Origin of the sequence: Candidatus Methanosphaera massiliense, assembly GCF_028890305.1 — an archaeon.
Lineage (GTDB): Archaea > Methanobacteriota > Methanobacteria > Methanobacteriales > Methanobacteriaceae > Methanosphaera > Methanosphaera massiliense.
Genome location: NZ_JARBXM010000002.1, coordinates 58452 through 81414 on the forward strand (window position 1 = coordinate 58452; position 22963 = coordinate 81414).

Sequence of the window (22963 nt, forward strand, 5' to 3'; positions counted from 1 at the left end):
GTTAACAATAATAATAACAAATTATCCTATTATACTAACTTAGAAAAAGATAGTATAAATTTATTATCAATCAAAAAAGAAATACTCCCCCTATTAGGGAGTATTCTACTTTTTTTAAATTAAAAACTAGTTTTATTAATAAAGAACAATAAACATAAAATAAACTAGAAAAAAAGGTAGGATGTAGGTTTAAATGAATCATGAAGATTTAAAAAAACAAAACATTAAAGAACTGCGAGAACTCGAAAAAACATTACCCTCCAATGAAGAATTTGAAGATTATTCTGATAAATTAAAAGCATTATCAGACCCTACAAGATTAAAAATTCTATACTTATTGGGAACTGATTTAAAGTGTACCTGTTCTATCCAAGAAGTTCTTGATAAACCACAATCAAACATATCACACCATCTAAAGATACTAAAAAACGCAGGATTTATAGAAAGTGAAAAAGATGGTGTATGGGTATATCATAAACTAAAAGATCCAAAACTTATTGAATTATTAAATCAGATAATAAATATCATAAAATAATACTTTCCAAAATAATAAAAAAATGATTAAGATGAATGATAAAATATATTGTTCTTGCTGTGGCGTAGAAAACTCTATAAACCAAGATTATTGTAAAGATTGCGGGGAGATCTTACATAATTTCAAGGAATATGAAACAAATAATGAAATCAACACTATAGAGGAATTATTTACAGCCACTCATTATCATCAATTAACAGATAAAATATTGAGAATAGAATCATATAAAGCAATTATTCAGAACATTATAGAAACAGGTGAAAATGAAATAATATATAAAAAGAAAATGACCCCCCTAAATAGAATAAAAGCTATTGCTGATGCATATGCTAAAGTAATATATAAAAATAGAGGCAATACATATGGTGAGTACGCATACAATGTAATATGTATAGATAAACAGTTTGACTCAGCAATCCAAATAGCCACGATATTACATGAATTAACACATCACCTATTTAATGAGATAATAGAAGAAATATTAATCTTTCTATGGAATGTAAGAAAAACACCTATGCTTGAATCATTTATACAAACAATGATAACAATACCATCCATACTATTAATCAGTGAATATTGTGCAAGTAGTATAGAAAAAGAATACTTACCACCGGAATATGTTTCATACTCATCCTTTAATTCAATATGTGCTGATTTAAACTATGATAAAAACATAATTCTACGGGCAGTTATTATAGGTAAGAGTATGACTGAGAGCATACATCAAATATTAAGTACATTTATAGATAAAGAATTAGAAGAAAAAATAATCAAAGAATTCCAAATAAATAATACTAAAACAATAGCTGAACCTATCTGTATAACTGACATTGAAAAAAGTAATTATATATTACAAAATGTCTACCTTATGGATATGATAATAAACAGTTATGAAATAATGAATGATAAGCAAATATATCCAAAAATAATAAAAAATAAGGAATATTATGAAAAGTTCTATGAAAAAGAGAGTGCTTAATCATTAATCTTTTCATGATAAATCTTTGTTAATTCAAAATTCATATTATTAATATCTTCACTGTTTAAACATTTAAGAAGATAATTTAAAGATTCTTCTTTTGAAAAAATTAATTTATCAACATTCATTGAATCATAAGCAGTGGAAAAGCTTATTTTTAATTTATTCATATTTATTGAATTATCTGTTAACACGTTACTTAAATATTCAATGAAATTCGAATCAATTGGCTTAATACTTTTAACAGACATGTAATTATAATTTAATCCAAAAATAAACTTCTTTAATAATGTTACAATTTGATTTAAAGTATCTTTATTAATTTCATAATAATATGCCTCTAAATCATAACTAGATATACAGGAACCAAGCATTCTTTCTTTAAAGAAATTTTCACGTTTAAAAATAATATATGATACAAGTAAATCCTCTTGATCAACATTTTGATTAGTAGAAATGAAATTATCAAAACTAATAATATCATCCATACACGTGTTGATTATGAAAAAATTATAAATTAATACATGTTTATTATTATTTAAATATGCCTCTCCTTTATCAGTTAAAGAATAAAGCCAGTTGTCCCTTTTATTAGCTATTTTATGAATATCCTTATAATCTAATACTGATAAAAAATTTGAAAAATTCTGATAAAATTTACCCTTACGAATTTTAATTAATCCATCATTTGCTAATTCATTTATTACTTCAAGAACATTGTTTATTTTATATGATGAGTAAACTTCTTTATTAATATATTCGATACTCTCATATTTTTTAATATAATATAATAAAATTACTTTAAAATAGTGATGATAAAGTTCAATTTTTTCAATCTTATTTTCATATAAATCTTCTAATTCTTTATCCTCAATTATATTTCTTAATTCCGATGGATCTTCATTAAAAGAGGTTAATTCAATTGTATTATCTCTGTTAATTCTTAAAATATCTCCTGGTTTAATCTGTGTAGATTTTATACTGGATAATAATTCAAATAATGTAATTTGTGGAACTTGTTCATAGCCACAATTATAACAATATTTATCTATAGCCAATATAGGACATCCACATTTTTCACAAATAACCTTGTTCTCATTATGATTATTCAGATATAATAAAACATCTTTATTAAACTGGAATATGTGATTATTATGTGATTTATGAGAAGATAAAAGATTTAAAACATAATTTAATCTAGGAATAACATCTTCTTTAGCTAATTTTCCAGATAATATTTCATTATTAAGTTTTAATTTAACAATATATCCATCAGTTTCATTTAAATGTAATTCAGATAATTTTTGTCGATATCCATCTGATAAATCATTAGTTCCTGTGACTTCATTAAATAAATCTAATGCATCATTTATATCTGGTGACATAATATTAATATCCATAATTTTTATATAATTTATTTTATCAATGAACATAATTAAACATTGGCATTATATAAAATATTATTTCTGTACATTATAATATATCAATAAATATTATTAACAAAAAGAGTTGAATAGCTTTTCATTTTTAATCTTATGAATATACTCTTTATTTTTTCAAATCCCTATTTTCAAATGTAATTTTAGGATTATTTTGTTAGAATTCTAAAATTTAAATAATTTAAAAAAAAAGGTTTATGTTTTTCATGAAGATTTTATTTATATTATTTAGGGTGCATATTATTGAATAAAAAAAAAATAAAAAATAAAAAATGAGTAATGATTAATTATCATCTGACATTACAGGTACTAATTCTGGTTTAAGACTTTTTAATGCTCTCATAACAATTATTGTTACAGCACCTTCAAGTACTCCTACACCTGCCTCAACAGGTACTATTATGGTTAGTCCATAAGTTATTGGGAATGTTCCTGCTATTGCATATTCTATACTTGCTATTAATCCAAGTAATGTTATTGTACCAAAACCTGATATAAATAATGCTACATCTCTGTTTATTTTATGTAATAGTTTATATATTCCATAAGCTATTATTGGTGCTAGTATAGCTAAGTTTAATAGGTTTACTCCTAATGTGGAGATTCCTCCTTCTCCAAAGAATGCTTGTATTATTGTTACGAACATGTATACTATCATTGAAGTTCTTAAATCATATAGTGCTAGTATTGTGATTAAGGATACGTGGACACATGCTGCAACAGGTAGTGGAAGTTCAATCATTTGAACTATTACAGTAGCTACTACAAACAATGCAATCATAGGTATACTCTTTTCATCTAGTTGGTCTTTAGATTTATAGAATATTATTGCTAGAAGTATTATTGCAACTGCTGCATATATTATTAATGGATATCCTGTAATCATTCCATCTGGTATGTGCATTTATTTTCACCTCAAAATTTTTTTTATAATTAATAACTCGAATTAAACCTATGAGATAAGTTTAGTTATTTAATTCCTAGTTAGTATTATGTAAATACCACTATATAAACGTTCTATAGCCCTATAGGGGTATACGTATAACGTTAAACTAAATTATAATAAAAATTAGTGGAGGTTAAATGAAAATATGCTCATATGATAAATTACTAAACCATGACATGATAAAGAAGTATAATTTATCTTAAAAAAAATAATAATTAGTAATAAAATAATAAAAAAAGAATAATACTGAATAAAAAAAATGTTAAAAAAAGAAGAAAATTAGAAATATTGATAATCATCAAAAGCAAAAGAAACAGCTTTTAACACTTTAGGAATATCAATATGCTTACTACAAACATCTATACAGTTATCACATCCAATACACTCATATGCTCCCCTATATTTCTTATTCAACACAAATGTTTGATAAAATCTTTTCTGAGAATAATTTCTCAAACCAGAGGACATTCTGTATGTATTAAATAAATTAAGATAATTTGGTATTAATATATCCATCGGACAAACATCTAAACATTGTAGACATCCAACACAAGGAATTTCCATCCTACTTTTGATTATACGAACTCCTCTATTAATTATTTCTTTTTCTTCATCAGTAATTGGTTTAAAATTAACCATATAACCTACATTATCAGCAACATGCTCAATTTTACTCATGTCACTTACAACCATGATAACTCCATCCAGACTAGCTAAAAATCTAACAGCCCATGAAGCATTAGATAATTTATTATCATAATTATTATATAATCTAATAACTGTTTCAGGTAAATCAATTAAAGTTCTTCCTTTATATGGATCCATAACTATTATATCTTTTCCATGTTTTCTAGCTACATTATAATAGTTACCCGAGGATACTTCAAAATTATCCCAATCAAAGTAATTTAAAGGTAATTGTAGTACATCTACTTCATGATGTTTATCTAATAAACCATCTAAATCCTTTGGTTTTCCAGAAAAACAAATTCCAATATTCTTTATCTTACCTTCATGTTTCTTATTTTCCATGAATTTGAATGATTCATCTTTAACTAATTTTTTTTCAGAGAAGGAATCAATATCAATCATATAATAATCAAAATAGTCAACACCACAACGTTCTAGCTGCTTATTAAATATTTCTTCCAAGTCATATGATCCATCTACAGACATAGTTGGCAATTTATCAGCTAATATTACTGATTCACGAGGATATCTGTTAATTACAGCTTTATGAATAGCCACTTCTGACATGCCATTATGACTAATGTATGATGTGTCAAAGTAGTTGAATCCCTTTTCAATGTAAAGGTCAACCATACCATTTAATCTATCAAGGTCAATACTTTTTATATCTTTCTTATTTACTAAAGGCAGGCGTTTAAATCCAAACCCTAATTTTTTCATGTTATATCACAAATCCCTAACTATATTATTATATATTAAATTCATACCATATAAAAAAATTCAATTATCAAATGTTTTTACTACTTTTTCCAGATTATTAGGAATATTGATATTTTGAGGACATACTTCCATACATTGTTTACATTTAATACATTTATCTGGAGATGCGTGATTAGAATATGAAACGTAATTATTATAATACATGGAATATGAATTCTCATGATTTAACAATTTTTGTTTATTATATAAGTCAAAATATTTAGGAATATTAATATTTTGAGGACATACATCTATACAATAATTACAAGAAGTACATTTTATTTCTATTGTATCATTTATAATATCAACTGCTTTATTTAAAATAGATTTTTCTACCTCATCCATAGGTTTAAAATTATCTACTATTGAAATATTTTCATTAATATCTTCTACAGATTTCATTCCACTTAACATCATAAAAACATTATCCAATGAAAGATTAAAACGAATAGCCCATGAAACCACACTATCATGTTCATCATAATTATTAAACATGTCTTTAACAGTACTTGGAACATCAACCAATGTACCACCTTTTAATGGTTCCATTATAATAACAGGTAAATCATGTTTACATGCTACTTCATAACAATCCCTTGCACGTATATTATTATCAGTCCAATCAAGATAATTAATCTGTAATTGAACAAATTCAATCTCAGGATGTTCATTTAATATTCTATCAAGAAATTCAGGGGAATCATGACAAGAAATACCAATATGTTTTACTTTACCTTCCCTTTTTTTCTTTCTGACAAATCCAAAGGAATCTATATCAGTAAACTTCTTCATATGATTTGTAGATACATTATGAAGCATATAATAATCAAAATAATCCACACCGCAACGCTCTAACTGTTCATCAAATATATCCTGCATCTGACTTGAATTAGTCAAATTAAAAATAGGCAATTTATCAGCAATAATATAAGAATCACGAGGATATCTATCTACTAGAGCCTTACGAAAAGCTTTTTCACTATTACCCTTTAAATAAGTATGAGCAGTGTCAAAATAGTTAAAACCGTTCTTCATGAATATATCAACCATCTCAAAAACCTTGTCAAAATCAATACTTGACGGATCATTATCATTAATTAAGGGTAATCTCATTAATCCAAAACCTAATTTTTTCATAAATAATCACCTCAAAAATACAATATAAAAAAAATAGAAAAATAGGATAAATCCTAAAAATTTATTGAATTATTCAGTATTAAAACCATATAATGGTGTTTCAAATTTAGCTGCAACATCTTTAAGATACTTAGGAATATCAATATGCTGAGGACACTGTTTTACACATGCACCACATTCTATACAATCAGATGCTAAACCATTTCCCTCAATCTTACTGTAATTAAGATATTCGTTACCAGTAGCTGTGAAGCCATCAATATTTTCAATCATTTCATTATTATATAAGTCAAATAACTTTGAAATATTAATATCTTTAGGACATGATGATACACAGTAATTACATTTAGTACATGGAACTGTTATATTATCATTAATAATATCAACCACTTGATGGATTATATCTAATTCTTCATCATTTAATGGTTTCATATTCTCATGAATATCCATATTACTCTTCAATTGTTCATAAGCACTTGCACCAGAAAGAACCATCTTCACATTATCTAATGTTAACACATATCTTAATGCCCATTCCACTGGGGATTGTCCATTATAATCTCTCATTAGTTTTTCTGCTTTCTCGGGTACATCTGCTAAAAAACCGCCTTTTAATGGTTCCATTACAATGATTGGTAAATCATATTTACATGCTACTTCATAACATTTACGAGCTTCTACTCCTGGATTTTCCCAGTCAAGATAATTTATCTGTAATTGTATAAATTCCATTTCAGGATGTTCCTTAATTATCTCTTCAATATAATCAGCATGTGCATGTGTAGAAAATCCTAGATGTTTAATTTTTCCTTCAGCTTTTTTCTCATTTGCAAATTTAAATGAATCTACGTCACGGAAACCTTTTTCAGATAAACCACTGACATTATGCATAAGGTAATAATCAAAGTAATCAACGCCACAGCGTTCTAATTGCTCATTGAAAATTGGTTCTAATTGGTCTTCGCTTGTTATTGAAAATATTGGTAACTTATCTGCTACAATAAATTCATCACGGGAATATCTTTCAGTTACTGCTTTTCTAAATGCTACTTCACTTTCTCCATCATGATATGGATATGCAGTGTCAAAATAGGTAAATCCTTTTTCTATAAATTCATCAGCCATTTTATTTACTTGTTCTTGATCTATACTTTTTGTATTATCTTTATCTAGGAGAGGTAATCTCATCATTCCAAAACCCATACTTTTCATTTTCATAAACTCCTTATTGTGTAATTTAATATTCTTTTTATTTATTTTCTCTAATTATTTTTGCTGGTGAGCCTACAGCAACTACATTATCTGGTATATCCTTAGTAACAACACTTCCAGCCCCGATAACTACATTATTTCCAATAGTAACTCCAGGAAGTATTATAGAATTGGCACCAATCCAACATCTATCACCTATTTTCACTGGTTTTCTGGTGTTAACAAATGTATACTCAATAGAATCATCAAAATTTCCTTTTTCATCAATATATGAATAATTTTCATCTTCTAAATCATCATCTACAGGTAATATTCTTTCACGTGTAGAAACAGGATGATCCGCAGTTAGAACATTTACTCCAGGGCCTAGTAATGTATTATCTCCTATTTCTATTATATCCGTATCTAAAAAGTTACAATTATTATTTATAAAAGTATTTTTTCCTATTATAGTTTTTACACCTGTATTACAATAGAATGGCAACATTACTGTTGTTCCTTCACCTATTTTACCAAATAGTTCTTTTAGCAATTCCTGTTTTTTTGTTTCTTCTGAGGGATGTAAATTATTTAATTCATATGTTATGTTAGCTGCATTTTCAAATAATTCACCCCAATTTCCATCATTTAAGCTTAATGGTCCCTTAATAGCCCATTGTTTATTAACCATGTTAATCATCAACTGTTTTTCCTAGTTCATATGCTTCTTGTACAAATTTTGTATTATTTATTTCGCCTTCTTCCCATACACCTGTAGCTAATACCATTCCTTTTTCTTTTGGTGATGGCATACAATCTAATAATCCTCTGAAATCTTCTATTGCACGATTAAAATTATCCTGTGAACCTGTAATACCACATGAGAGGAAGTACACTTCTTTATCATGTAAATCTTGGTATCTTGGTGTCATTCTATCGATTAATGTTTTCATTTGTCCTGTTATAGTATAGAAATATAATGGTGATGCAAATACAATTACATCTGCTTTATCCATTTCATCAAGAATATATCTCATGTCATCATCAAATATCACACAATATTTTTCTCCTTGTTTATAACAGGAACTACAGCCAATACAGTAATTAATATTTTGATCTTGAATTATTATCTTGTTAACATTGGCTCCTGTTGTTTTTGCTCCTTTTATAAATTCATCACATAATATATTTGTATTTCCATTTTCTCTTGGACTACCCATTAATACTACTACTTTTTTTGTCATATTTACTCCTCCTCTTTTTGGTTTTCATTTAGCAATTTTTTTTCTAGTTCTAAAATGTGAATTTGTTTATTGTAATTTTCTTCTTCATGATTTTTTGATTCAATAAGATTACGCATTAATATGTCTATTTTCTTTTGACAATCAGCTATTGCCTCATCACGTTCTTTTTCTAGTTTTTCTATTTCCTTATCAATCTCTTCAATTCTTTCTTCATTGTTTGTTATTTTATCGAGTTGTAGCTCGTTATCCATTGCTTTATCTAGTAAGTCTTGTAAATTTAATCCTTTAGCTTTTATTAAGTCCATTTTTTCTTTATTAACTTTTACACAAGTGCATTTGTTAAATTCAGTCATTGTTATTAAACCTGTTTTTATATATACATAATAAACTGTCTACTTTTATATATACGTTTTAAACTATATAAACTTATATATAAAATCAAAATAGAAACACCATATATATAAATATTAATTTAATATAAATATCTTAATTATTTTCAATAATTAATATAAAAAAAGATAAAAAATTATAAATAGTTTAAAAATTATATTAAAAAATAATCATTGTTTAAAAACAATGATGTTATATAGAAAAAGGAGATGTTAAAAAAGAAGAAACATGAATAAAAAACACACACTACTAATAATATTTCTAACAATCACCATAATTGGAAGTATTAACACACTAAACGCAACAGAAACACCCGAAAACAACACAATAATACACAATGAGGACACAACACATACATATATAACCCCTCACATCACAAATAAAACAATAAAACAAGCAATAAAAAAAGAACCCCTGGAAAAACCAACCACTGAAAACGTGTCAACATATTCCGAATTCATCAAAGCAATAAACAACGCAAAACAATCAAACACGACAAATTACACAATAAATCTAAAAAAAGGAAACTATACTATCACAAACAAAATAATATGGGCAAATAACCTAGAAAACAGAAAAAAATTAATAATCAATGGACAAGGAAGTACAATAACAGGAAATAATACAAAAAGCTTCATCCAAGTAAATTCAAATAATACACTTATCATTGAAAACATGACGATTACAAACACGTCAAAAAATTATGGAAGTGCAATATATAACTCTGGAACAACAATAATCTACAGCACAATATTCAAAAATAATCATGCAACAACAAAAAATACCCTAGGCGGTGGAGCCATATTCAACACAGGTAATTTAACCATAAACAACTCCACATTTGAAAATAATACATCCGACTTTGATGGTGGTGCCATATACAATATAAAAAATAACATGGACAACATGGGCTACATTCAAATTAACAATTCTACATTCACAAACAATAATGCAAGAACTGGAGCTGGAATATATAACTTCAATGGAAAACTAATCCTAATAAACAATACCACATTCAAATCAAACAATGCAAATAACTCACTAATATACATTCAAGATTATTCAAAGGAAAATATAATCAATAACAGCCATATACTAAACAACAACTGTGGTGACACATTAATAACCAATCTGGAAAATATGACAATAGAAAACACCACTCTATCAAATAACAACGTTACAAACACATTAATATACCTAACAGGAAATACAGTTCTCTACAAAATAAAAATAACAAACAATACCAGCAATAACACAATAATAAATACAAATACAACAACAATAATCAAACAATCAGGGATAACAAATAACAATGCTACAAACCTAATAAGAAATTATGATCAATTATTTATCAATGACACAATGATAACAAGCAATACACTAACTAACACTGGAATTATAAACAATAATTCATTAATTCTAACAAATAATACATTCAATAACAATACAGTCATAGAAAAATCATTAATCTATGATAAAATAGGAATAACCAAAGTACATGAAAACAAATTCTATGAAAATAAATGCAATGATTTGTTTATTGGAACAGAAAAAACATTTTCCCAAGTCATCAATAATATATACAAAGGAAATAATCTAAGATACACTGATATAACCATTAACAACAAGAAAATATATAATTATGATGAAAATGTTACAATAAATGGTCAAGTAAATACTGATAAGATTTATAATACTACAGTCAACACAGGAAAAATATCCTTAATGTATAATGATGAAATATTAGATACAGCTGACGTAATAAATGGTTCATACACAATTAATAAATATTTGAATAAGACAGGTATACTTAATTTAACATTAATCTATGAAGGTCAAAATGATTACATTGACACAGCAGATAATGTTAATATATCCATTGAAATCCCACATTATATTCTTCAAATAATAACTGAAAATGAATCATATAGTTATGGAGAACCTATTACATATACTGTGTATCTTACTAATACTGGAAAAGGTAATGGTAGTAATATAACAATCAAGAATATACTAGATAAAAATCTAGAATATATGAATTCCACAGATGATAATTTCAGTATAACTACTAATACGTGGTATATTGATAGATTAAATTCAAATGAAACAAAAAATATTACCATAACCACTACTTCAAATAAAAAAGATGATATAAACATCACAATAACCACTAATTCAGCAATAAATGAAACTTCTACAGCAACTAAGATCATTAGGTATGTAGAACCTGACTATAATCTGACAGTGAATAGTTCTGACATGTATCTATTTGGAAGTAGAATAGTAAACCAGATTATTATAAACAACACGGGAGCAGGCCGTGGAAATAACATATCCTTAATATTTAGTTTAAGTAAAAATGATAAAGAAATAATGCATGAAGTAATACCCCTTAATAAAATAGAGCCTCATGACATAATTATAGTTAATAAAAGATACACAAGTCTAACTTACGGTAATCTCACTGGAAAAATAATACTAAATGATTTGTTAAACAATATCTGTGTTTATAATTTTAAATACATCGTACCTAAACCATATATTACTTTAGACAAAAAAACAGCACATCCTGGAGATACAATTAATATTTCAGCCACATTACACAATATCAACACAACTGTGAATGGAAAATTTGTTTTCAAGTTAAACAATAAAACATTACGAAACTACACTATTAACCAATACAACAATACTATTACAGTGTTAAATTACAAAATTAGTGATGGTCTAAAAGGAAATAATGTACTTGAAGTAAAATATAATGTTAGAGGATTAGATTATGTATTATGTAATAAAACCTCTTTAAATCTTCATAAATTTAAAGTTACCAGTATCCTTGATAACATTAAAGGTTACCCTGGAGATTATGTGAATTTAACAGTACATTTAAAAGATAACCAAAATAATAATGTAACAAGAGGAAAAGTAGTATTTAAAATCAACGATAAAACAATTAAAGATAAAAGAGGTAATGTAATTTACATTAATGTTACAAATGGAATAGTCCAACTAACAAATTTCCAAATACCTCTTAATTTTGGTAAGGATAAATATAAAATATCTGTAGTATACGGATCAAACAACAAGTATGAATACAATAGAAACTATTCCTCACTAAACATTATACATCAACAAACTAGAATAATAATAACAAATACCACATTTAAACCAGGAAATAAATTTACAATACACTGTCAACTAAAAGCCATGAAAACAAATAAAGCTATCTACGGCGGCAATATAGTATTCAAAGTTAATGGAAAAACAATTAGTCCTAAGATTCAAGTAAACAACAATACCCTATCATTTACATATTACCCAAAAAATGCAAAATTTATAAAAAATATAATAGTATGTTTCTCAGGAAATACCATTTATCATAGTACCCGTGAAACATTAAGTTTTGTACCTAGTACTTAAAATCATAAAAAACATAAAATTGAAAATAATATTAAAGAAAAAATAGAACAATTTAACCCATTCAGAGAAAAAATGGATAATTAAAAAGGATAAATAATAAGGAGGATAGTCATTTAATAATAATACATTAGAATAAAAAGTATTACAATAAATAAAAACTTTATGAGATTATTTCTCATAAATGTTTTTTAAAATAAACTATAAATAAATTCAAATAAATATTAATAATTATCAAACAATCAACATAGGAGATTTTAAAAATGATTATTGTTAACGCAACAATGAAACCAATAGCAGATAAAAAAGAAGAAATAATCGAAAAAGCTGAAACATTAATAGCAGCATCTAGAACACATCATGGAAATATTAGTTACAACCTATACTCTGACATTGAAACTGGTAATTTAATGTTTGTTGAAAAATGGGAATCCAAAGAAGCATTACAAAAACACATGCAAACTGATGAATTTGTCGACTTTGGACAAGAAACAAAAGATTTAGTTGACGGTGATTTAGGTATTGACATCTACTATGCAGAATTATTATCTAACAGTGCAGATGTCAAAAATGATGTGAAAGAAATTAGAATATATTATCAATAAATCTCTTCTCCTAAAAAAAGATAATTATTAAAGTAATAATCTTTACTTTAATAACATTTGTTTTTCTTAAATATTTTCCTATAACAAATTATAAATCCTCAAAAATTATTTTTCTCTTGAATTCCTTTAATAATTCAGATACTACCATTGTATCATCCAGAGGATTAGATATAGGTACCTTAATTACTATTTCAACACCACTAGTTCCAATACTCTTAACAAAAATACTATAACTTGGATTTTTAAGAATCAAATCACTATTATCCAGAATTTCTGAAATCTCCTTAATGACTTCATCAAGATCAGATTTATTTACTATTTGTATTGTGAATGGAACTATGTAAAATCCTGTTTTAGTATAATTCTTGAATGGTGTTGTTGTGAATAATACGTTAGGAATAACAGTTAGTTGATTATTAGAAAATAATTGTACAGATTTAAAGCCTATCTTCTTTACCTGTCCTTTATGACCATTAATCTCAATCATATCTTCTACTTCAAATCTTTTCTCTACCAATATGATTAGACCAGAAATAATATTTGATAAAGTATCTTTAGCTGCTAAACTTACTGCTACAGTTACTAATCCTAAACTTATTACCAGAGAACGAATATTAATACCTAAAATCTCTAAAACGCCTAGAATTATTATTATTACTATAATATATCGTAGTATTTTTATAAGTGTTTCAATTGAACTTTTCTCTATCGTACCATTATTTTCAAGTTTTATTAACATTTTAGAAATTAATTTATATATAATTACAGGAATAGCTATCATTAATGCTAAATCAACTATTAGATATAAGTTAGTGATAAGAGTGTTTATATTACTTTCTAACATTAAATATCTTCTCCATTCTCTAATAATATTATATTCTATTTATAAAATAAAATTATCATTAAATTTGTATACTAAAAGAAATATATATTATATAAATATAGTTTAGGATAACTAATCTTATTATTTTTTTTATTTTTCAAAATTAATTTTAGAGGTCACAAATAAAATGGTTTTAACAGAATTATTAGCACCAGCAGGATCATATGATATACTTGTTGTTGCTATTAATGCAGGAGCTGATGCAGTATATATTGCCGGACATAGATTCGGTGCAAGAGCATTTGCCCAGAATTTCACATCAGAGGAAATTGAAAAAGCTGTTAAATATGCTCATCTAAATGGATCTACAATACATGTTACTGTTAACACATTATTTAACACTGCTGAAATCCTAGACGTTCTTAAATATGTTCAATTTTTATATCGTGTAGGTGTGGATGCAGTTATCGTACAAGATATTGGATTAGTATATTTATTAAATAAATTTATTCCAGAAATGGAGATTCACGCATCTACCCAGATGACATTACGTGATTATAATAGTTTTTTATGGGCACATGATGCAGGAATTAAAAGGATTATTCTTCCACGAGAAATGGAAGTAGATGAGATTAAAAGAGTATCTGATAGATTAAAAAAGGACAAGGTAGACTTAGATTTAGAAGTATTTGGTCATGGTTCATTATGCTACTGTATTTCTGGTGACTGCTATATGTCATCATTTATATCAGGACGTAGTGCAAATAGAGGAGCATGTGCTCAGCCTTGCAGGTCTAACTATAAACTCAGATATAAAAATCATAGTATTAGTCATGGCTGTTTAATATCAACACATGACCTTGCTACATTTAAAGGTATTAAAGAAATATCCGATGCTGGAGTAAAATCATTAAAAATAGAGGGAAGATTAAAAACTGAGGATTATGTGTCAACTGTTGTACAGGCATATCGTACAATGATTGATAATATGAATAATGAAGATAATACTGAACTTATCCATGACTTAAATAGATCATTAGATTTAATATTTAATAGATACTATACTAATGGATACATACTAGGTGATAATCCTGGAGAAGTAATGGGTAGACGAAGTTCATTCCACCAAGGATTATACTTAGGAAAAATTAAATCCATTGAAGGAGAAAGAGTTGACATTGAATTTGAAAACTCAGACCATCCAGTATTACAAAAAGGTGATGGTATTGGATTTAAACATAATAATCATATTAGAGGAATATATCTTGATAAAATAGTTGAACAAGATGAAAAACACATACTAATAGAAACAACACGCGATATTAGAGTTGGTTCAGAGGTATATATCAGCTACTCCAAGGGATTACATGATGAACAAAAGAAATATAAGAAAGAACAAGTAAAACCAAGTATTCCATTATCCCTAGATATATCAGCTAACAAGAAAAACAGAATGACTGTTAATGCTAGTTTCAAAGTTAATAATGATATAATCAGCTTTGGATATAAATCAAAGGTTACATTCTCTGAAGCTATTAATAAGCCATTAACAGAGGAAACTATTATTAATCAAATGACAAAGAGTGGAAACACTCCATTTATTGTTGATAATGTAAAAGTCAATAATTTACCAGACAACGTATTTATGGCTATTGGAAAAATTAATAATATTCGACGTGATGTATTAGATATAGCTACTGATAAACTATTACAATACTATATTCCAAATGAAGAAAAATCAGAGCAAATACGAAAAGATATTAAAAAATACACTAAAAAAGTAAAAAATGATAAACATGGCATAAAACCAGCTAGTTATGTTGGACTTAATGTATATGTAGATAACCTAGAATTATTAACTGTAGCTAATAGAAATCCATTAAACAGAATCTACTTTGACACATCATACATGTTTAAAAATAAAGAAGACTACTTTAATAACGTTGAAAATGTTCTAAGAAAAGCAGCAGACATTGCTGCGGATAAGGAATTAGTATGGGTATTATCAGCATTCATCTCAGATGATGATTTAGAAAAGATAGTTGAAATATATGAAAATCTTAGAAAAGATAATATTTCCATCTCAATTATGGGTGATACTCCATCATTAGCTAGGCTATTTCCAGACACAAAAGTTTATGGTTCACATAACCTAAACATTTGGAATAATTTCAGTGTAAAAATGCTCGAAGAAACAGGATTTACAGGAGCTACTATATCCAGTGAATTATCAGAGAAAGAAATAAGAGAATTAATTAATAAGTCAAAGGGTTATAATACAAAAATGGAATTAATTGTACAGGGAAATCAGGAGATAATGGTTTCTAAAGATGATTTCTCTAATTTAAATGAAGGATTTGATTTAGATATTGGTACAAATGAATATGTTGTATTAGAAGATAAAGAAAATAATGCTAAATTCAAAATCTACTTTGATTATAATAGACAAAGTCATTTCTTCAATAATGACATGTTATGTTTAATTGATGAAATTGATGAAATAAAAGAGATGGGCATTGAAAATATAACTCTTGACTGTCGATTTACTAAAGAAAAATACATATCTAAAGTTATTTCATTATATATACAAAGACTAAGAGATCATAATCCTGAAAGATGTTATTCTGAGAGTATTGATGAAATTTCTTATTCAAAATTAAATAAAGGTAATTTCAAGAATACACGTGTTTTAGAGGATAAAAAAAGCCGAAACAAAAGAAAAAGACGAAGATCTTAAATCTCTTTTTCTTAATCTATTTTTTTATACATTAATATCATATGTTCCTCTACATCTAATTTTTTATTATTCTTATAAAAATCAAAACCATTATTTAAAAAGAACATTGCTGTTTTTACAAATGAGTTTGCTAATATGTATTCGTAGGACTTGTTATTATTATTTTTTACTGACCACTGAATATCATTTAATATTTCAGTTCCATAGCCCCGTAATCTGTATTCTTTAAATATATGAATGCATAGAATTTTTATTATGTTATATGTCTTCTTTGTGAATAATTCCATGTGTTCTTCTTTTATTGCAAAAAATCCCAATATATTATAATCAGATATCATCATATAACATTCTATATCCTCATTTAATAGTTTTGTTATTAGATTATTTGTTAATTTTTTGTTTAATGTTCTATCCATTGATTGTATTTGTTTAAAATCATTTTCATTTGTAATTTTTCTGTAATAGTAATTGTCTAACATGTTAAACATGATTTTTAATATTTTGATATTTTATTTACCAAATACCTCCATTTTATTATTTTTATTTATTAATATATTAAAAATAATATAAATAATTAACTAAATAATTAAACATTGTATATAATATATTCATTTTAAATAAAAATATAAAAAACATTTCAAAAAGAACTAGAAAATAATAAAATGAAAAAACTAAAAAATATAGAAAAGTTTTTATTTAATATTTAAGATAAATATTAAAGTACGAGGATTTGAAAGAAAAAAATACAAATCCAAAAAAAAAATCATACACGACAATAAAACAGGAGATAGGATTTATGACATGTACCATTTTAGTTGGTGGACAATGGGGAGACGAAGGTAAAGGTAAATGTATCACATACTTTTGTACTAAAGATAAACCAGAAATAATAGCAAGAGCAGGAGTAGGACCAAATGCGGGACACTCTGTTGAATTCAATGGTGAAAAATATGGATTAAGATTAACACCATCAGGATTCTTCAATGAAGATGCAAGATTATTAATAGGTGCTGGTGTATTAGTAAATCCCGATGTATTTAAACACGAACTAGATTACCTAAGCAAGTATAATTTAGAAGGAAGAACATACATGGATGCAAACTGTGCAATAATCACAGAAAAACATACAAAAGCTGACAAAGATTCTTCCTATCTATCTAAGAAAATAGGAACAACAGGTAGTGGTTGTGGACCAGCAAATGCAGATCGTATAAACAGAACAATAGACTACGCAAAAGATATTGACGAACTAAAAGACTATGTAACAGACGTACCACAAGAAGTTAATAAAGCAATAGACGAAGGAAAAGATGTATTCATCGAAGGTTCACAAGGATTTGGATTATCCTTATACTATGGAACATACCCATACGTTACAAGTAAAGATACATGTGCAAGTACAGCAGCAGCAGACGTAGGAATAGGCCCAACAAAAGTAGACCAGGTAATTGTAATATTCAAAGCATATATTACAAGAGTAGGAGAAGGACCATTCCCAACAGAAATATCACCAGAAAAAGCAGAAGAAATGGGAATAGAAGAATATGGAGTAGTAACTGGACGTAAAAGAAGAGTTGGTCTCTTCGATAAAGAACTAGCTAAAAGATCATGTATGATTAATGGTGCAACCCAAATCGCATTAACATGCATAGACAGATTATACCCAGAATGTGCAAAAGTAAACAAATACGAAGACTTATCACAAGAAGCAAGAGATTACATTGAAGACATTGAAAAAGATGTAGGTGTACCAATAACAATTATCTCCACAGGTCCAGATTTAGTTGATACAATAGACTTAAGAGACGAAAAACTAAACTAATCTCCTTTCAATTTACTTTTTTTTAAATAATTAATAAAAATTCTACTTAAAAACAGTTGATATAACTAATTCTAAAATAATAATTAAATTGATAAATAAAAAATAGAAAAAAATAGTAGAGAATATAATGAATAATCTTATTCAGCATCTCTGTACATATGTGCAAATTTAGGGTCATATAATTTAGATTGTTCTCCGCTTTGCTGATCTAATACATCACCAACAACAATCATTGCTGTTTTAGTAAATCCAGCTTCGTGAACTTTTTCAGCTATATTAGATAAATTACCCCTGACAATTTCCTGATCAGGCCATGTAGCTTTTTTAACTACAGCAACAGGAGTTTTTTCATCATATTCTTTAACTAATTCAGCTACTACTTCCTCAATCATATGTACTCCAAGGAATATACACATTGTAGCATTATGCTCAGCTAACTTACATAAAGCTTCCTTAGAAGGCTTAGGTGTTCTTCCCTCTGGTCTTGTAATAATAATTGTCTGAGAAACTTCAGGTAATGTAAGTTGTGATTCAAGAGCTGCAGCAGTACCAAATAAACTACTTACACCAGGAATAATAGTATATCCAATATCTAATTCTTTAAGTTGATTAATTTGTTCTGCAATAGCACCATAAATTGATGGATCACCAGTATGTACACGTGCAGTAATCTTGTTTTCCTCATGAGCCTTTTTAATTACATCAATGATATCATCTAAATTCATTTCTGCACTATTATATATTTCAGCACCATCTTTTGCATAATCTAAAATTGCTGGATTAACTAAAGAACCTGCATATATTATTACATCAGAATTTTTAATAGCTTCTGCACCTTTAACTGTTATGAGTTCAGGATCTCCTGGTCCTGCACCTAAAAATATAACTTTTCCTTTATAATCATCAAAATTCATTTTCTTTTTTCTCCATCATTTTATGTTAATGACTTTTTTTATATACTATTAATCTTTTTTTCATTAATAATAAGTTTTAATGTTAAATAACTATTATTATTTTTTATATCTGGCCATTGTATCAGTAATAATACCTGAAATGAATAAAACTATTCCCATAATCACTATAAATAATCCAATAGACATTAAATATATGTTATTATTATATGCAGTCATATTAATTGTTAAAAGAATTAATATACCAAAGAATAGGATTATTGCTCCGCTGATTCCATAAAAATATAATGGTCTATTAAAACGCATAAGCTCTAATACTCTCATTAACACTGAAAAACCTTGAACAACAGGGTTATCCGTACTTGTATCTACATCATATCTAACAGTAATCTCAACTTCAACTATACGTAAATGATTTTTAGCAGCCTCTATTAACATGTCACTTTCTATTCCAAAACCATCTGGGTCAAAGTTAAAATGTTTAAAAGACTCTGATGAAAATGCTCTGAAACCACTTTGTGTATCAGTTAACTTAATACCTGATGCTAAATTAGTAGCAGTATCTAAAACCGTTTGACCTACACGCCTATATTTAGGTGTGTTTGTCTCGTTACCATTAATATATCTACTACCATTAACAATATCGGCCTTACCCTCTTCTATTGGTTTAACAAGATTAGGTATTTCTGAGGGATTATGTTGTCCATCAGCATCTAATGTTACAATAACATCATATTTTTCAGCATATTTAAAACCAGTTTTTAATGCGGCTCCCTTACCTTGATTAGTTTTATGACGTAACACTGTAGCCCCTGCTCTTTTAGAGACTTCAGATGTTCTATCAGTACTACCGTCATCGATAACGATTACTTCATCAGCATACTTGGAAGATAATATAATCATACTTGCTATAGAAACCTCTTCATTATATGCTGGTAACAAAACCGCAACATTACTCATTAATTGTACAACTCCTAAAAAAAAATAATAAATTAATTATTATAATATTTCCCAATATTTAATATTATAATAATATTTGATTTTTTAAATTATTATAATTTTAGATATTAGAGTTAATTAACTACAAAAATATATTATATAAATAACTATGAAAAATAAAGTATTATTAACATTCAATAAAATAAACTTATGAAACATAATTCAATACAAGGGAGATTACAATGAATATATGCATCGTGACAGAATATTTTCCACATAGTGCTGATTTAGAAATAAAGGGTGGTGTGGAAGTATGTGCATTTAATGAATCAGTAGAACTATCTAAATACAATAATATCACAGTATTAACATCAAATGATGAAAATAATAGTGATGACTTTTACATTAATGATATTCATGTTATATGCTGTGGTGATAAAAGAGGTTACACTCAAAAAGGCTCATTATTAAAAAGATTAAATTTCATGAAAGATGCATATAATGTTGGTAAAAATCTTAAAGATATTGACCTAGTAATAGGATATAATTTTATCACATATCCTGTAGCATGGCATATTTCACAGAAACTAGATATTCCAATTGTTGCTAGATATCATGATGTGTGGATAGGTCGATGGATTAATACTATGGGCATTACAGGAATATTTGGTGAATTTATGGAACGACATTTTTTAAAACAGGACATTGATTTAATTCTACCTGTATCTGATTACACGAAAAACAATCTGTTACTTTATTTTCCAGAGGATAAAATAAAGACTGTGCATAATATAGTTGATTTTCCTGTAGTTGAATCAGAGCCTTATGATAAACCTACAATTGCCTGTGTTGCTAGACTAGTTGAGTATAAACGTGTTGAAGACTTAATAAAAGCTGTGAATATTATCAAGAAGGAAATACCTGACATACAATGTAAGATTATTGGTACAGGTCCTCTTGAAAATGAATTAAAAAATCTTACTAAAGAATTAGAGTTAGAAGATAACATTGAATTTTTAGGATTTGTCGAAAAGCATGAAGATGTTATGAAGGTGGTGAACTCCTCTGATGTATTTTGTCTTCCTAGTGTTGTTGAGGGTTTTGGTATAGTTATTATTGAAGCATTATCCTTAAAGACGCCTTTTGTTGCTGCAGAGATTCCTCCTGTTGTTGAAGCTAGTGGTAGAAAAGGAGGATTATTTTATGAACCTAAAAATTATAAAGAATTAAGTGAATGCCTCTTAAAGATATTAACTAATGATGAACTACATTCTAAATTAGAAATAGAGGGCTATGAACAATCTAAAAATTATACAAAAGAAGTTATTGGTGCTAAACTTAATACAATATTTAATAATTTAAAAATAGATAAAAAAATAAAATAAAAAAAATGGAGTGGTATTCCTACTCTAATCTGTAGTACCATTTCATCCATTCAGCTGTTTTTTTAATACCTTCTTTAGGTTTTACTTTAGGGTCATGTTTTAAATCCCTGATGGATTTAGAAAAGTCTATTGTTTTTACTTTTGTTGTGAATGGTTCTGCTTCTTTGTAAGTTACAAGACTATCATCACGTCCTGTAGCTTCTAATACTAAATCAGAATATTCTTTAATATCCATTTCCCAGTCTTGATTTCCACCAATATTATATACTTCACCTGGAATAAAGTTATCCACAATATTTGCAAAAGTTCTTACAGTATCTCCCACATAATCTATGATTCTTTTATGTCCAGTGTATACCGTGTATGGTTGATCATGTAATGCTAGGTATGTAAATTTAGGTATGAATCCTCTGTATGGAGTGTATTTCTCTCCAGGACCATAACAGTTTACTGGTCTAACTCTTACTGTTTCTGTTCCAAACATTTTTGCAGAGTTCATGCACATTAATTCTCCATCCCATTTACTTATAGCATAATCATTCATTTGGTATGTGTCTTTTATTGGATTGTTTTTCATTACATCTTCAGACATTTTACCATTATAATCTCCGTATACTTCAGCTGATGAGAAGAATATCATACGAAACTTGTTTTTTTCCTGTAATCTAATCATATTTTTTGTACCTATAACATTTGTCTGCCATAGGTTTTCGTAGTATGCTTCCCCATTCCATCTACCGTATTCTGCTGCTAAGTGGTATACGTAATCAAATGGGCCTTCTTCTTCAAGTGTACGTTCTATTTGTCTATAATTTCTAACATCTGTACGTACATAATCGTCACGATTATTATTAAGTAAATCTGCTGCTATAACCTCGTGTCCCCTATTTCTTAATTCATTTACGAGGTTTGTTCCTATAAATCCTGCTCCACCAGTAACTAATATTCTATTGGTTTCCATAAAATTCCTCTTAAATTATTGTATAAAAGTATATATTTAATAGTATTAATATT

At 27.1% G+C, this 22963-nt stretch carries 20 protein-coding genes; 7 read left to right on the top strand and 13 right to left on the bottom strand.

The window, feature by feature from the left end; genetic code table 11:
* The first annotated feature begins 193 nt into the window (after nt 1-193).
* Nucleotides 194-535 carry an ArsR/SmtB family transcription factor gene (locus OTK55_RS08370; RefSeq protein ID WP_274871878.1) on the top strand — a complete coding sequence of 114 codons (342 nt, stop codon included), beginning with the start codon at nt 194-196 and terminating at the stop codon, nt 533-535.
* Nucleotides 536-566: 31 nt separating this feature from the next.
* The gene (locus tag OTK55_RS08375) at nt 567-1514 is read left to right on the top strand and encodes a hypothetical protein (protein WP_274871879.1); all 948 of its coding nucleotides are present in this window, start codon (nt 567-569) and stop codon (nt 1512-1514) included.
* On the opposite strand, the gene OTK55_RS08380 is transcribed toward OTK55_RS08375, so the two are convergent.
* The 8 genes from OTK55_RS08380 to OTK55_RS08415 all read right to left on the bottom strand — a co-directional run bounded on the left by OTK55_RS08380 (nt 1511) and on the right by OTK55_RS08415 (nt 9273).
* Nucleotides 1511-2899: a hypothetical protein gene (locus tag OTK55_RS08380; protein ID WP_274871880.1), complete on the bottom strand. Its 1389-nt coding sequence runs from the start codon at nt 2897-2899 to the stop codon at nt 1511-1513. The genes OTK55_RS08375 and OTK55_RS08380 overlap by 4 nt on opposite strands.
* A gap of 337 nt (nt 2900-3236) precedes the next feature.
* Complete coding sequence (locus OTK55_RS08385; protein ID WP_274871881.1) at nt 3237-3857, bottom strand: energy-coupling factor ABC transporter permease; 621 nt, start codon at nt 3855-3857, stop codon at nt 3237-3239.
* Between the two features lie 321 nt (nt 3858-4178).
* Nucleotides 4179-5309, bottom strand: a complete 1131-nt coding sequence (locus OTK55_RS08390) for an aldo/keto reductase (protein ID WP_274871882.1) — start codon at nt 5307-5309, stop codon at nt 4179-4181.
* A gap of 60 nt (nt 5310-5369) precedes the next feature.
* Entirely contained in the window at nt 5370-6485 is a 1116-nt protein-coding gene (locus OTK55_RS08395) for an aldo/keto reductase (protein WP_274871883.1), read from the bottom strand.
* Between the two features lie 69 nt (nt 6486-6554).
* Nucleotides 6555-7697, bottom strand: a complete 1143-nt coding sequence (locus tag OTK55_RS08400) for an aldo/keto reductase (RefSeq protein ID WP_274871884.1) — start codon at nt 7695-7697, stop codon at nt 6555-6557.
* 37 nt (nt 7698-7734) lie between these two features.
* Nucleotides 7735-8367: a sugar O-acetyltransferase gene (locus tag OTK55_RS08405; protein WP_274871885.1), complete on the bottom strand. Its 633-nt coding sequence runs from the start codon at nt 8365-8367 to the stop codon at nt 7735-7737.
* Nucleotide 8368: 1 nt separating this feature from the next.
* Nucleotides 8369-8920, bottom strand: a complete 552-nt coding sequence (locus OTK55_RS08410; RefSeq protein WP_274871887.1) for a flavodoxin family protein — start codon at nt 8918-8920, stop codon at nt 8369-8371.
* A gap of 2 nt (nt 8921-8922) precedes the next feature.
* On the bottom strand, nt 8923-9273 hold the full coding sequence (locus OTK55_RS08415; protein WP_274871888.1) for a hypothetical protein: 351 nt from the start codon (nt 9271-9273) through the stop codon (nt 8923-8925).
* Between the two features lie 265 nt (nt 9274-9538).
* Between OTK55_RS08415 and OTK55_RS08420 the strand changes: the two genes are divergently transcribed.
* Both OTK55_RS08420 and OTK55_RS08425 read left to right on the top strand, forming a co-directional pair.
* Nucleotides 9539-12730, top strand: a complete 3192-nt coding sequence (locus OTK55_RS08420) for a hypothetical protein (protein WP_274871891.1) — start codon at nt 9539-9541, stop codon at nt 12728-12730.
* A gap of 260 nt (nt 12731-12990) precedes the next feature.
* Nucleotides 12991-13332 carry a putative quinol monooxygenase gene (locus tag OTK55_RS08425; protein ID WP_274871892.1) on the top strand — a complete coding sequence of 114 codons (342 nt, stop codon included), beginning with the start codon at nt 12991-12993 and terminating at the stop codon, nt 13330-13332.
* 88 nt (nt 13333-13420) lie between these two features.
* Here OTK55_RS08425 and OTK55_RS08430 read toward each other — a convergent pair whose 3' ends face one another.
* The gene (locus tag OTK55_RS08430; protein WP_274871893.1) at nt 13421-14176 is read right to left on the bottom strand and encodes a mechanosensitive ion channel family protein; all 756 of its coding nucleotides are present in this window, start codon (nt 14174-14176) and stop codon (nt 13421-13423) included.
* 166 nt (nt 14177-14342) lie between these two features.
* Between OTK55_RS08430 and OTK55_RS08435 the strand changes: the two genes are divergently transcribed.
* The gene (locus OTK55_RS08435; protein ID WP_274871894.1) at nt 14343-16892 is read left to right on the top strand and encodes a U32 family peptidase; all 2550 of its coding nucleotides are present in this window, start codon (nt 14343-14345) and stop codon (nt 16890-16892) included.
* 11 nt (nt 16893-16903) lie between these two features.
* On the opposite strand, the gene OTK55_RS08440 is transcribed toward OTK55_RS08435, so the two are convergent.
* A complete protein-coding gene (locus OTK55_RS08440; protein ID WP_274871895.1) occupies nt 16904-17371 on the bottom strand; it encodes a hypothetical protein in 468 nt (155 codons plus the stop codon).
* Between the two features lie 317 nt (nt 17372-17688).
* Here OTK55_RS08440 and OTK55_RS08445 point away from each other — a divergent pair, with 317 nt between their 5' ends.
* The gene (locus OTK55_RS08445; RefSeq protein WP_274871896.1) at nt 17689-18714 is read left to right on the top strand and encodes an adenylosuccinate synthetase; all 1026 of its coding nucleotides are present in this window, start codon (nt 17689-17691) and stop codon (nt 18712-18714) included.
* 137 nt (nt 18715-18851) lie between these two features.
* Here OTK55_RS08445 and cobM read toward each other — a convergent pair whose 3' ends face one another.
* Both cobM and OTK55_RS08455 read right to left on the bottom strand, forming a co-directional pair.
* Nucleotides 18852-19628 carry a precorrin-4 C(11)-methyltransferase gene (gene cobM / locus OTK55_RS08450; protein ID WP_274871898.1) on the bottom strand — a complete coding sequence of 259 codons (777 nt, stop codon included), beginning with the start codon at nt 19626-19628 and terminating at the stop codon, nt 18852-18854.
* Between the two features lie 96 nt (nt 19629-19724).
* A complete protein-coding gene (locus OTK55_RS08455; RefSeq protein ID WP_274871900.1) occupies nt 19725-20585 on the bottom strand; it encodes a glycosyltransferase family 2 protein in 861 nt (286 codons plus the stop codon).
* 221 nt (nt 20586-20806) lie between these two features.
* Here OTK55_RS08455 and OTK55_RS08460 point away from each other — a divergent pair, with 221 nt between their 5' ends.
* The gene (locus tag OTK55_RS08460) at nt 20807-21949 is read left to right on the top strand and encodes a glycosyltransferase family 4 protein (RefSeq protein ID WP_274871902.1); all 1143 of its coding nucleotides are present in this window, start codon (nt 20807-20809) and stop codon (nt 21947-21949) included.
* Between the two features lie 19 nt (nt 21950-21968).
* Here the strand turns inward: OTK55_RS08460 and OTK55_RS08465 are convergent, their stop codons facing one another.
* Entirely contained in the window at nt 21969-22910 is a 942-nt protein-coding gene (locus tag OTK55_RS08465) for an NAD-dependent epimerase/dehydratase family protein (RefSeq protein ID WP_274871904.1), read from the bottom strand.
* Between the last annotated feature and the right edge of the window lie 53 nt (nt 22911-22963).

Bases quoted from the DNA above. Each gene is read 5' to 3' on its own strand.
- OTK55_RS08460 (WP_274871902.1), top strand. From the start codon at position 20,807: ATGAATATATGCATCGTGACAGAATATTTTCCACATAGTGCTGATTTA.
- OTK55_RS08440 (WP_274871895.1), bottom strand. From the start codon at position 17,371: ATGTTAGACAATTACTATTACAGAAAAATTACAAATGAAAATGATTTT.
- OTK55_RS08390 (WP_274871882.1), bottom strand. From the start codon at position 5,309: ATGAAAAAATTAGGGTTTGGATTTAAACGCCTGCCTTTAGTAAATAAG.
- OTK55_RS08420 (WP_274871891.1), top strand. From the start codon at position 9,539: ATGAATAAAAAACACACACTACTAATAATATTTCTAACAATCACCATA.
- OTK55_RS08410 (WP_274871887.1), bottom strand. From the start codon at position 8,920: ATGACAAAAAAAGTAGTAGTATTAATGGGTAGTCCAAGAGAAAATGGA.
- OTK55_RS08445 (WP_274871896.1), top strand. From the start codon at position 17,689: ATGACATGTACCATTTTAGTTGGTGGACAATGGGGAGACGAAGGTAAA.
- OTK55_RS08375 (WP_274871879.1), top strand. From the start codon at position 567: ATGAATGATAAAATATATTGTTCTTGCTGTGGCGTAGAAAACTCTATA.
- cobM (WP_274871898.1), bottom strand. From the start codon at position 19,628: ATGAATTTTGATGATTATAAAGGAAAAGTTATATTTTTAGGTGCAGGA.
- OTK55_RS08385 (WP_274871881.1), bottom strand. From the start codon at position 3,857: ATGCACATACCAGATGGAATGATTACAGGATATCCATTAATAATATAT.
- OTK55_RS08380 (WP_274871880.1), bottom strand. From the start codon at position 2,899: ATGTCACCAGATATAAATGATGCATTAGATTTATTTAATGAAGTCACA.
- OTK55_RS08370 (WP_274871878.1), top strand. From the start codon at position 194: ATGAATCATGAAGATTTAAAAAAACAAAACATTAAAGAACTGCGAGAA.
- OTK55_RS08400 (WP_274871884.1), bottom strand. From the start codon at position 7,697: ATGAAAAGTATGGGTTTTGGAATGATGAGATTACCTCTCCTAGATAAA.
- OTK55_RS08415 (WP_274871888.1), bottom strand. From the start codon at position 9,273: ATGACTGAATTTAACAAATGCACTTGTGTAAAAGTTAATAAAGAAAAA.
- OTK55_RS08455 (WP_274871900.1), bottom strand. From the start codon at position 20,585: ATGAGTAATGTTGCGGTTTTGTTACCAGCATATAATGAAGAGGTTTCT.
- OTK55_RS08465 (WP_274871904.1), bottom strand. From the start codon at position 22,910: ATGGAAACCAATAGAATATTAGTTACTGGTGGAGCAGGATTTATAGGA.
- OTK55_RS08395 (WP_274871883.1), bottom strand. From the start codon at position 6,485: ATGAAAAAATTAGGTTTTGGATTAATGAGATTACCCTTAATTAATGAT.
- OTK55_RS08430 (WP_274871893.1), bottom strand. From the start codon at position 14,176: ATGTTAGAAAGTAATATAAACACTCTTATCACTAACTTATATCTAATA.
- OTK55_RS08425 (WP_274871892.1), top strand. From the start codon at position 12,991: ATGATTATTGTTAACGCAACAATGAAACCAATAGCAGATAAAAAAGAA.
- OTK55_RS08435 (WP_274871894.1), top strand. From the start codon at position 14,343: ATGGTTTTAACAGAATTATTAGCACCAGCAGGATCATATGATATACTT.
- OTK55_RS08405 (WP_274871885.1), bottom strand. From the start codon at position 8,367: ATGGTTAATAAACAATGGGCTATTAAGGGACCATTAAGCTTAAATGAT.